General features: G+C 65.0%; 9 protein-coding genes. 8 read left to right on the top strand and 1 reads right to left on the bottom strand.

Going from position 1 to position 11,598, the window contains the following annotated elements:
* The first annotated feature begins 122 nt into the window (after window positions 1-122).
* Window positions 123-1,862 carry a methyl-accepting chemotaxis protein gene (locus tag ACSHT2_RS31010; RefSeq protein ID WP_440638662.1) on the top strand — a complete coding sequence of 580 codons (1,740 nt, stop codon included), beginning with the start codon at window positions 123-125 and terminating at the stop codon, window positions 1,860-1,862.
* A 275-nt stretch (window positions 1,863-2,137) separates the two neighbouring features.
* Here the strand turns inward: ACSHT2_RS31010 and ACSHT2_RS31005 are convergent, their stop codons facing one another.
* Window positions 2,138-2,941, bottom strand: coding sequence for an IclR family transcriptional regulator (locus tag ACSHT2_RS31005; protein ID WP_319325585.1), 804 nt, complete (start codon window positions 2,939-2,941; stop codon window positions 2,138-2,140).
* Between the two features lie 181 nt (window positions 2,942-3,122).
* Here ACSHT2_RS31005 and ACSHT2_RS31000 point away from each other — a divergent pair, with 181 nt between their 5' ends.
* The 7 genes from ACSHT2_RS31000 to ACSHT2_RS30970 all read left to right on the top strand — a co-directional run bounded on the left by ACSHT2_RS31000 (window position 3,123) and on the right by ACSHT2_RS30970 (window position 11,570).
* Window positions 3,123-4,676 (top strand): ABC transporter substrate-binding protein, encoded by a 1,554-nt coding sequence (locus ACSHT2_RS31000; RefSeq protein ID WP_440638660.1) that lies wholly within the window; start codon window positions 3,123-3,125, stop codon window positions 4,674-4,676.
* Window positions 4,677-4,743: 67 nt separating this feature from the next.
* Window positions 4,744-5,661, top strand: a complete 918-nt coding sequence (locus ACSHT2_RS30995; protein WP_271528620.1) for an ABC transporter permease — start codon at window positions 4,744-4,746, stop codon at window positions 5,659-5,661.
* A 4-nt stretch (window positions 5,662-5,665) separates the two neighbouring features.
* Window positions 5,666-6,571: an ABC transporter permease gene (locus tag ACSHT2_RS30990; RefSeq protein ID WP_319325581.1), complete on the top strand. Its 906-nt coding sequence runs from the start codon at window positions 5,666-5,668 to the stop codon at window positions 6,569-6,571.
* The gene (locus ACSHT2_RS30985; RefSeq protein WP_440638659.1) at window positions 6,568-7,590 is read left to right on the top strand and encodes an ABC transporter ATP-binding protein; all 1,023 of its coding nucleotides are present in this window, start codon (window positions 6,568-6,570) and stop codon (window positions 7,588-7,590) included. The genes ACSHT2_RS30990 and ACSHT2_RS30985 overlap by 4 nt, the downstream gene beginning before the upstream one ends.
* Complete coding sequence (locus ACSHT2_RS30980; protein ID WP_440638657.1) at window positions 7,587-8,576, top strand: ABC transporter ATP-binding protein; 990 nt, start codon at window positions 7,587-7,589, stop codon at window positions 8,574-8,576. Before ACSHT2_RS30985 ends, ACSHT2_RS30980 begins: the two co-directional genes overlap by 4 nt.
* Window positions 8,573-10,090, top strand: a complete 1,518-nt coding sequence (locus tag ACSHT2_RS30975) for a M81 family metallopeptidase (protein WP_440638656.1) — start codon at window positions 8,573-8,575, stop codon at window positions 10,088-10,090. The genes ACSHT2_RS30980 and ACSHT2_RS30975 overlap by 4 nt, the downstream gene beginning before the upstream one ends.
* Window positions 10,091-10,382: 292 nt before the next feature.
* Entirely contained in the window at window positions 10,383-11,570 is a 1,188-nt protein-coding gene (locus tag ACSHT2_RS30970) for an acetyl-CoA C-acyltransferase (RefSeq protein ID WP_440638655.1), read from the top strand.
* Window positions 11,571-11,598 lie beyond the last annotated feature (28 nt).

Raw genomic sequence — 11,598 nt, 5'->3', positions numbered from 1 at the left:
AGGACGAAGGGCGCCGACGGGCGCGTTAACGCCGCATCCACCTTCCTCCTGCAGACTTATGCATCAATTCTACACGACCCCGCTCACCGGCCGCTTCAGGCCATTCCGGGCTCCTGAACACCATGACATTAGACCGATCTGGGAATGCCACCAAGCTGGCAGGCCGTTTCACGCTTGCCGCCAAGCTCTACGCGATCTTCGCGCTGTTCGCGCTGCTCACGGCCGCGATCGCGATGCTGTCCGACTACAACAGCCGCCGCAGCGCCGACCTGACCAGCGCGATCGAGACGGCGAATGCCGCCGCGCTGAACGTCGAGCGGGTCAACTCGCTGGTCTATGCGGTCGTGATGGAATCGCGCGGCGTCTACATGTCGACCGAGCCGGCCGTGGTGAAGAAATACGGCGAGGGCCTGCTCAAGTTCAACGCGCGGATCCTCGACGTCGTGAAGCGTTGGGAGACGATCGTCAAGGCCGACGATGCCGAACAGTTTGCCACCTTCAAGAAGCGCATCGAGCAGTTCGTCGAGTTCCGCAAGGAGCTGGTGCGCCGCGGCGTCGAGATCAATGCAGCCGCCGGCCGCGAATGGGGTGACAACGACGCCAACCGCGCGGTGCGCTCGGCGCTGAACAAGGATCTCGAGGCGCTCTCCAAGGTCTATGCCGAGCGCGCCAGGCAGATCGCGCAGCAGACCGAGACCAATCGCGAATTGTCGTTCGTGCTGACCTGCCTCGGCGGCGTGGCGCTGGCTCTCGTCGCGATCGGCATCGTCATCATCGCCCGTTCGATCGCCCGGCCGCTCGCCTCGATCACCGCCACCATCAAGCAGGTCGCCGACGGCGCCGAAAACGTCGTGGTGCCGCACTCCGACCGCACCGACGAGATCGGCGCACTGGCCCGCGCCATCCAGGTGTTCCAGGACGCCATGGGCCGTAACCGCAACCTCGCCTCGCAAGTGTCGCACGACGCCGCCGCGCGCGAGGAGCGCGCCCGCCACATCGAACGATCCGTCGAGCAATTTCGCGAGGCGATCGGCGCGATCATGCGCGGCCTCAGCGACAACGCCTCGGTGATGCGCGAGACCGCGCAGACCATCACCCGCGTCACCGCGGACGCGAACAGCCGCGCCGGCACGGCGGCGAACGCCACAGAGCAGGCCTCCCACAACGTCACGGCGGTGGCGGGCGCGGCCGAAGAACTGTCGGCCTCGGTGGTGGAGATCGGCCGCCAGGTGCGCCAGAGCGCCGGCGCGGTCGAGCAGACCGGCCAGCGCACCGAGAAGTCGATCTCCGAGATCGAGAGCCTCGCCGCGGCCACGCAGCGCATCGACGGCGTGCTCAGCCTGATCCAGGCGATCGCCGAGCAGACCAATCTGCTCGCGCTGAACGCCACCATCGAGGCCGCGCGCGCCGGCGATGCCGGCCGCGGCTTCGCCGTCGTCGCCCATGAGGTGAAGGCGCTCGCGGGCCAGACCGCCAAGGCCACGGCCGAAATCAGCGAGAACGTCTCGATGATCCAGGCCTCGACCCGCAACGCCGTCGATGCCGTCCGCGAGATCGGCGGCGCCGTCCGCGAGATCAACGAGGTCACCTCGGCGATCGCCGGCGCGATCGGCCAGCAGGACGCCGCCACGCGCGAGATCTCGTCCAATGCGCAATCGGCCGCGCAGGGCAACGAGACGCTTGTGGCGAACATCTCCTCGCTCCGCGACGCCATCGGCGAGACCGACACGGCGGCATCCTCGGTGCTGACGGCGGCGAGCAGCCTGACGGCGACGGCGGACACGCTGTCGCGCGAGGTGGAGAAGTTCTTCCAGAACTTGCGTTCGGGGGCGGCGGACAGCCGCCTCGCCAGGGCGGGATGACAGGGCGTGCCCGCCCGCGAAGCGGCGGTGGGCACGCTCCAAACAAAAGACTGAAAAACAACCCCATGCACAGTATACGGGCGCAGCTTTATCAATGGCTTGGCGACCGGGTTTAACGATTACGGATTTTACGAATCGATTTGAACTCGTCGGGCAAAACACCGGCATGATCTCATCATGGTGATGGCGTGCCGCTTTGCACTCTCCCGGCCCGAGCGCCTCCGTGGCCTGGCCCGGCGATGAGGCCTGCCGATCTCCGCTCAGGACAAACGTTGTCAGCCCAGCGCCTTGCGAGGACGTGAGATCAGGCGCGCGGCTTCCATGACCTGTGGCGCCAGCTTCTCGCGCACTGCGTCCAGCGTCCATGTCGCGGTGGAGACTGAACTGTGTACTGCGCCCAATGGGCGCCCCCATTCGTCCGTGATCGCTGAGGCGACGCCGATCTCGCCGAGCAGCACTTCCTGGTTGGACACGCAAAAACCATCGAGGCGCGCCTGTTCGATGATCTCCAGAATGCGCATCCGGTCGGTGATCGTCATTGGCGTAAGAGCATGCAGCGCCCGCGAGTCCAGCAACGATTCAACCTCGGACACGGGCATCTGGGACATGATGGCGCGCCCGCCAGAGGCGCAATAGGCAGGTTGCCGCCGCCCGACCAGTGCGGCGGCGACGTTCATGCGATGCGCCGGCAGGCGAGCGATGTAGATGATCTCGCTGCCGTCGAGCTTGCCCATGTTGAATGTCTCGCCGGTACGCTCGCTGGCATCGATCAGATGCAGCAGACCGTCGTTGATCAGCGGGTCGGTGATGAGAAAGCCATGCGCCAGGTCGAGGGCGCGCACCGTCAAGCGGTAGCGCCGCGACTCCGGATTCTTCTCCAGATAGCCGAGCGCCGTCAGCGTGTGCGTGAGCCGCTGCGCTGAACTCTTGCCGAAGCCCGTGGCAGTGCCGATCTCGCTGAGACTCATCGGCGCCATGCGACCGGCCACGACGTCCAGGACTCGCATCGCCCGCTCGACGGCGGCGACGTAGAGACCATCGCCCTTATCGTCCTGCCTGCTCCCTGCCGGCCGTCCCATTAATTCCTCCCGCCTCGTGTGCTTGCGACCCAAAGTAGCGCACTGCAACAAATGTTTGACGTGTTCCAGCAAATGTGGAAGCTTTGGTATCGCTGCGACGCTATCAAATATCGCCTATCGATACAACAGCCCGATGCTGCGGGATTTGTGGTGGGCATGACCGAACGGAAAGGCAGACAGGATGCTTCAGGATTTCCGACTTTCGCGGCGCCTGCCGCCTCTCGCGACCGGAGTGGCACTCGCGCTCGCCGTCGGTGCCGCGGCACTCAGCCCATCGCCCGCCATGGCCGGCAAAGCCAACAACACCTTGACCTTTGCACTGGATCAGGAGGTCGAAGCAGTCAATTTCTATCAGAGCACCAGCCGTGACGCCCTGATCCTCAGCCGATTGATCTGGGACACCCTGATCTACCGTGATCCCGTCCACGGCGAATACAAACCCGCGCTCGCGACATCGTGGAAATGGGTCAATCCAACCATCCTGGATCTCGACCTACGCAAGGGCGTGACCTTCCAGAACGGCGAGCCGTTCGACGCCGACGACGTCGTCTTCACGATCAACTACTTCTCCAGCCCCGAGGCCAAGCTGAAGAACGCGTCGGTCATCTCGTGGATCGACCACGCCGAGAAGCTGGGCGACTATCAGGTTCGCCTGGTCCTCAAGAAGCCCTTCCCGGCCGCGCTGGAATATCTCTCCAGCCCGCTGCCGATCTATCCGAACGAATATACCAAGAAGGTCGGCCAGGAGGGCATGGAAGCGCATCCCATCGGCACCGGCCCCTACAAGGTGACCGAGATCGTCAAGGGGCAGTCCATATCCTTCGCGCGTAACGATCACTACTGGAAGGAAAGCCCCAAGGGGCAGCCGCAGATCGCCAAGCTCGTGATGCGCACGATACCCGACAAGAATACCCAACTCGCCGAACTGATGACCGGCGGCATCGACTGGATCTGGAAAGTCGAAAAAGACCAATCCGACGCCCTACGTTCCGCACCGAACATAACGGTCAAGGACGCCGAGACGATGCGCATCGGCTATCTGACCTTCGACGCGGCCGGCAAAGCCGGCGCCAGCCCGCTCAACAAGATCGAGGTGCGCCAGGCGATTTCCTATGCGATCAACCGCAAGGCCATCGTCGACAACCTGATCGCCGGCGGCGCGCGCGTCGTTCACAGCGCCTGCTTCCCCGAGCAGTTCGGCTGCGACCAGACGATCAAGCGCTATGACTTCGACGTGGCCAGGGCGAAGGAGCTGCTGAAGGCGGCAGGCTACCCGAACGGCTTTTCCATCACGCTCGATGGCTATCGGGACCGCGAGTTGGCGGAAGCAATGGTCAGCGACCTGGCGCGTGTCGGCATCAAGACGAACCTGAACTTCGGCAAATACGCCGCGGTCCGCGATGCGATCCGCAGTGGCAAGTCGCAGATGGCCTTCATGACCTGGGGCTCGAACTCGATCGGCGACGTCTCGGCCTCGACAGGCGTGTTCTTCAAAGGTGATGCAGAAGACACCTACAACGACGCCGAGGTGAAAGCCGACCTGACGAACGGCGACACGCAGACGGATCCGGCCGCGCGCAAGGCGGCCTATTCCAAGGCCCTGCGCCGCATCGCCGACCAGGCCTACTGGCTGCCGCTGTGGTCCTATCCCTACACCTACGCCTACACTTCAGAGCTCAACTTCACGCCCACCTCGGACGAGATTCCGCATTTCGCCCAGGCCAGCTGGAAGTAACGAAGCGCGGGGCTCGTGGGGACACGCGGTCGCCTCCGCCGGGGCCGCAAGCATCTGAAGGGCAGACATGTTCGGCTTTCTCGTCAAACGCCTGGGATTGGCCCTGCTGGTCGCCATCACTGTTTCGGTGGTGGCGTTCGGCCTGCTGCGCGCCTCGGGCGACATTGCTGTGGCAGTGGCTGGCGAAGGGGCGACACCAGCCGACATCGCGACCGTGCGTCGTCAGTTCGGCTTCGACCGCCCGCTACCAGTCCAGTACCTCGATTGGGCCGCCAAGGTGCTGTCGGGCGATCTTGGTCGCTCGGTGTATTTCCACGTTCCCGTGCTCGAACTGATCGCCGAACGGCTCCCGGTGACACTGGCGCTTGGCGGGCTCGCCCTCGCCTTCGCGATCCTGCTGTCGATCCCGCTCGGTGTGATCGCCGCGCTCAGGCCGAACAGCCTGCTCGACCGCGCGTGTCTGTGGATTGCGGTTTTCGGCCAAGCCATGCCCAGCTTCTGGTTTGCATTGATGCTGATCCTGGTATTCGGCGTGTGGTGGCGGCTGTTGCCGATTTCGGGGACCGGAAGTGTGGCGCACTACATCATGCCGGCCATCGCGCTCGGCTACTATGCGGCGCCGGCGATCATGCGGCTGACCCGTGCCGGCATGGTCGAGGTACTGGATTCCGACTATATCCGCACCGCTCGCGCCAAAGGCCTGAGGACTGGCAAGGTGCTGTTCAAGCACGCCCTGCGCAACGCCGTCATCCCGGTCGTTGCCCTGGCTGCAGTGCAGTTCGGCTTCATGCTGAGCGGTTCGATCGTGATCGAATCTGTCTTTGCGATGCCCGGCGTGGGCGAACTTGCCTGGATCTCCCTGCAGCGCTCCGATTACACCGTCGTGCAAGGCATCGTGCTGATGCTCTCCGTCATCTACATCTTCCTCGCGCTGCTCGCCGACCTCTTCAATGCCTGGCTCGACCCCAGGATCAGGGTGGCCTGACGCCATGAGCGATGCAACTGCGACACCCCTGACCCGCGAGACATTCGTACCGCTCACTCCCTGGGCGCGGATGCGCCGCCGGGCCCTCCGCCACGGAGGCGTCATGTTGGGCGGCGGCCTGCTGATCTCCTGCATCGTCGTCGCCCTGGCTGCGCCCTGGCTGGCACCCCACGATCCCTATGCCCAGGACCTGACCCGGCGATTGATCGACCCGGTGTGGGCCGCCAAGGGTAGCTGGGCGCATCCGCTGGGCACCGACCAGCTCGGCCGCGACTATCTCAGCCGCATGATCTACGGCTCGCGCGTATCGCTGATCATCGGCCTGGTGACGATGGTGATTTCCGGCCTCATCGGCACCGCGATCGGCATCGCGGCCGGCTATTTCGGCGGTCGCGTCGACCACGTGGTGAACTTCGTCGTCACGACACGTCTGTCGATGCCGGTGATCCTGGTCGCACTGGCGGTCGTCGCCATCGCGGGCAGCTCCCTGCTCATCGTGGTGCTGGTGCTCGGCCTCCTGCTCTGGGACCGCTTTGCGGTCGTCATGCGAAGCGCCACCCGTCAGGTACGCGATCTGGAGTATGTGATTGCCGCGCAAGCCGTGGGCATGTCGGTCTGGCGCATCATCTGCTCGGAGATATTACCCAACGTGCTCGGCGCCTTGATCGTCGTTGCCACCCTGGAAATGGCACACGCCATCCTGCTGGAAGCTGCCCTGTCCTTTCTCGGCCTCGGGGTACAGCCTCCGACTCCATCCTGGGGCCTCATGGTTTCAGAGGGGCGCAGGGTGATGTTCGTCAAGTCCTGGCTCATCACCATTCCGGGGGCCGCGTTGTTCCTGCTGGTCCTGGCCATCAACCTCCTGGGCGACGGCCTGCGCGACGTCATGGCACCGGAGGGGCGGTCATGAGCGAAAGCATGGCGACGACCGGGACTGCGATCAACGCGCCGCTCCTCGTGGTCAAGGATTTGCATGTCGACTTGCCGCTGGAGCACGGCATGCTGCACGCCGTGCGCGGCATCTCCTTCGACGTCAAGCGCGGCGAAACGCTTTGCATCGTCGGCGAGTCCGGTTGCGGCAAGTCCATGACCTCGTTGGCCGTGATGGGCCTCCTGCCACGCAAGGCCCAACGTAGCGCGGCGCAGCTGACCTTCGACGGGCAGAACCTGGAGCGGATGTCGGACCGACGCATGGCGGCGTTGCGCGGCAACCGCATGGCGATGATCTTCCAGGAGCCCATGACCTCGCTGAATCCGGCCTACAGCGTCGGCGACCAGTTGATGGAGGCGCTGCTGTGTCATCGCCGCGCCGGCCGCCGAGAGGCGCGCGAGCGCGCCATGCATCTGCTGGAGCGGGTTGGCATCACGGCGTCAGAACGGAGACTTGCCCAATACCCCCACCAGCTTTCCGGCGGCCTTCGTCAGCGCGTGATGATCGCCATGACGCTGATGTGCGGACCGGAGCTGATCATCGCCGACGAACCGACCACTGCGCTCGACGTTACCACGCAGGCGCAGATCCTGCACCTGCTGCTGGAGTTGAAGCGCGAGATGGGTCTCGCGCTGGTCCTGATCACCCACGATCTCGGCGTCGTCGCCCGCGTCGCCGATCGTGTCGCCGTGATGTATGCCGGCGAGATCGTCGAGACTGGCACTGCGCAGGAGATCTTCGGCGCGCCCCGGCATCCCTATACCAAGGGGCTGCTCAGCTGCATTCCGGTTCCGGGGCGCACGCAACCCGGCAAGCATCTCGGCAGCATACCGGGCATCGTGCCCTCGCTCATCGGTCCCCTGCTGGAATGCGGCTTCCGCGAGCGCTGCAGCCAGGCGCACGATCCTTGCCGGCGGACCGTGCCGCTCCATCCCCTCGGTCCGGAGCACGCGGTGCGTTGCGTTCTGGCCCATGACGGCGCAGCGGTCCCGGCATGAACGAACAGTCACCCATCCTCGAGCTGCGCGGTGTCACTCGCAATTTCCGGGTCAGCCGCGGACTGATGCGCGGGACGGCGACGCTGAAAGCCGTCGACGACGTGTCGCTGAGCCTGCGCCGCGGCGAGGCGCTGGGCCTGGTCGGCGAATCCGGCTGCGGGAAAACGACACTGTCGCGCATCCTGCTCGGACTGCTGGCGCCGTCGTCCGGCGAAGTGCTGATCGACGGCCAGACGCTCGCCGCAGCCGATCCGAAAGCGCGGGCCCGCCGCATCCAACCGGTGTTCCAGGACCCCTACTCGTCTCTGAACCCGCGCAAGACCGTGTCGCAGATCGTCGCCGCGCCGCTGGACGTCCACGCCATCGGCACCTCCGCCGAACGAGAGCGGACGGTCGCCAGGACACTCGACCTCGTGGGACTGCCACGCCGCGTTGCCGACAGCTATCCGGGCCAAATGTCGGGCGGCCAGCGGCAGCGGGTGGCCATTGCGCGCGCCCTTGTCATGGCACCCGAGGTGATCATCTGCGACGAGCCCACCTCGGCCCTCGACGTCTCGGTCCAATCCCAGATCCTCAACCTGCTGCTTGATCTGCAGAAGGAGCTGGGCCTCACCTACCTGCTGATCAGCCACAACCTCGCAGTGGTCGAGCATATCGCCAACCGGGTCGCGGTCATGTATCTCGGCCGCATCGTCGAGGTGTCCTCGACTACGCGCCTCTTCGCCGAGGCTCGTCACCCTTACACGACCGCCCTGCTGCAATCGGTTCTGACCCCGGAGCCCGGCCTCGGCATCCCGGACACACATCTCGGCATCTCCTATCCGAATCCCATGGACCCGCCCAGCGGCTGCGCTTTCCATCCTCGCTGTCCCGCCATGATGGACGTTTGCCGGCATCAGCGCCCGGAACCGCTGCGCGACGACCATGGGCGCGTCGAGTGCCATCTCCGGCCACGGCATAAGCAAGACCAAGAAGGAAACCCATGAGCCAGACGCGACGCGTTCTCTCGGCGCAAATCGCGCACGAGACCAACACCTTTTCGATCGTTCCCACGACGATCGAGGACTATCGCAAGCGGCTGTTTCTCCTGGATGCCGAGATCGCCGCGGCGCTGACCGACACCAGGATGGAGATCGCCGCGCATCTGGCCGCAGCCAAACGTTACGGCTGGACCCTGGTCCAGCCGGTCGCCGCCGCGGCCACCCCATCCGGGAAGGTGACGGCCGAGTGCTGGGCCGAACTGCAGCGCCTGATCTACGAGGCCTGCGAAACGGGCCCGCTCGACGCCATCATCCTCGCATTGCACGGCGCGATGGTGACCGAGACCGACGACGACGCCGAGGGTGCGCTGCTCGAAGGATTGCGCAAGCGTCTGGGCGAAACGATCCCGATTGCGGTGACGCTCGACTTGCATGCCAACGTCACCGAACGCATGGGCCGGCTCGCCAACATCATGCTGCCCTACCGAACCTACCCGCATATCGACCAGTATGAGACGGCGTTCCGCGCCGCTGAACTGCTGCAGTCGGCGATGGACGGCACGATCCGCCCGAAAGTCTTCCGCCTGCAGGGACCTCTGCTCGAAGGATGCAATCACGGCCGGACCCAGGGCGGCGTGATGAGCGACCTGCTGGCGCGCGCCGCGGACATGCAGGCGCAAACGCCCGGCCTCTTGTCCGTCGATGTCTGCGCGGGCTTCAGCCTCGCAGACATTGCCGAGGTCGGCCCCAGCGTTCAGGTCACCTACGATGCCTCCCACAACGCCGCCGAGGCGGCCGCGCGGCAGGCCGCGGCCGCGCTCAACGACGAGATGTACCACCGGCGCGCCGAGGTCACCGTCGCGGTGCTCGACTTGCCGACCGCGACGAAGCTTGCCGTCGCAGCCGCAGCGGATGTCGCGGACACCCGTCCCCTCGTGATGGCTGACTGCAGCGACAACCCGGGTTCTGGCGCCTACGGCGATGGTGTCCGTCTATTGGAGGCGCTGCTGCAGGCGGAGGTCGGAAGCGTGCTCTTCGGTGTCCTCGGCGACCCCGAAACCGCGGCTCGCTGCCACGCCGCGGGCCTTGGAGCCAGCCTGGATGTCGTTGTCGGTGCCAAGCGCCATCCCGCCAGCTACGGACCCCCGCTCAAGCTGACCGGGCGGGTGACCGGCCTGTCGGACGGCGCCTTCGTATGCGAGGGGCCGATGAATGCCGGTCAGCCCATGTCGCTCGGGCCCGCGGCCTTGCTCGAGGTCAACGGCATCTCCGTCGCAATTTCGACCAACACGCTGCAGACCTACGATCAGGAAATGTTCCGAATTCTCGGAGCAGAACCGGCTCAATTCCGGATCGTCGCGGTCAAGTCTGCGCACCACTTCCGAGCTGCCTTCGGACCCATGGCCAAGGAGGTGATCCTGGCCGATAGCGGCGGCCTTGCCACCAATGACCACACCAAGCTTTCCTACCGAAGAGTCCGCCGTCCCATCTGGCCGCTCGACGAGATCATGCCGGGTTGACCTGTCCGCTCGGGCTTCTGCTCGACGGCGCGCCGATCGTCGCGCAGCCGAGGCCTATGGCCCTATCCCGCCGCGCTTGATCAGCTCCTTGCGCACGGCGGCAAGATGCATCCGATCCGGCCTGTCGCCGATGCGGATGAAGCGCTAGCCCGCCTGAAGCCGAGATCGGACCATTGATCGGATTGGTTCCTCCGGTCCGTTGATCCATCTCAACAGAGCCTCGGCCAGGTCGTTCATAAACTTCGCAAGATGCCCCATCGCAGAGCGATGCAGCGAGAGCGAGAGATGACCAATGGCCAATAAGGAAGTCGTGATCTGTTCACCCGTGCGCACCGCCATCGGCACGTATGGCGGCACGCTGAAGGATTTTCCGGCCGCCGATCTCGGCGCCGTGGCGATCCGTGCAACGCTCGAGCGCGCGAAGCTGTCGCCCGGCGATGTCGGCACTATCGTCATGGGCAACGTGATCCAGGCCGGCAACAAGATGAATCCAGCCCGGCAAGCGGCCATCAATGGCGGCGTCCCCGTCGCTGTTCCGGCGCTGACAGTCAACCGGGTCTGTGGCTCGGGTGCGCAGGCGATTGCAAGCGCTGCCCAGGAGGTGATGCTCGGGTTCGTTGACAGCGCGGTTGCCGGCGGCATGGAGAACATGGACCGCGCGCCGTATCTCATGGGTTCCGGGCGCTGGGGCTATCGCATGGGCGATGCGAAGATCTTCGATGCGATGCTGATGGACGGCCTGAATGACGCCTTCTCCGGGCAACATTCCGGATGGCATACCGAGGATCTCGCAGCCTCGCATCAGATCACCCGCGAAGAGCAAGACCGTTGGGCCGAACGCTCGCAGAAGCGATTTTCCGCGGCCCAGGCTGCCGGCAAGTTCGCCGCGGAAATCGCTGCAGTCGAAATTGCCTCCCGCAAGGGTCCAACACATTTCGACAAGGATGAGCACAACCGGCCCGATACAACGATGGAAAGCCTCGGCAAGCTGAAGCCAGCGTTCCGCAAGGACGGCACCATTACGGCCGGCAACGCGCCCGGGCTCAATACCGGCGCGTCGGCGATGATCGTCGCCGATCGCGCCTGGGCCGACAAGAAGGGTTTGCTGCCGATGGCGCGTCTGGTTGCCTACGGGATAGGCGCTGTCGAACCAGGCATGTTCGGCTTGGGGCCGGTGCCGGCAGTGAAGCAGGCGCTCGAACGGGCCGGCTGGAAGGTATCGGATGTCCAGCGCATCGAGATCAACGAAGCCTTCGCGGCCATCGCAATTGCGGTTGTGAAGGACCTGGGTCTCGACGCCAGTATCGTCAATGTGGAAGGCGGTGCGATCGCGCATGGTCATCCGATCGGGGCCAGCGGCGCGGTCCTGACCACTCGATTGCTGCATTCGATGAAACGCGACGGTATCAAAAAGGGTATCGTCACTCTTTGCATCGGCGGCGGCCAGGGCATTGCGCTTGCGCTTGAATCGATCAATTGAGCAATACTCACGCGACATCCGGACCGAT

Origin of the sequence: Bradyrhizobium sp. PUT101 (assembly GCF_052043945.1) — a bacterium.
GTDB lineage: Bacteria > Pseudomonadota > Alphaproteobacteria > Rhizobiales > Xanthobacteraceae > Bradyrhizobium.
This window is presented reverse-complemented; position numbering and strand designations above follow the sequence as displayed.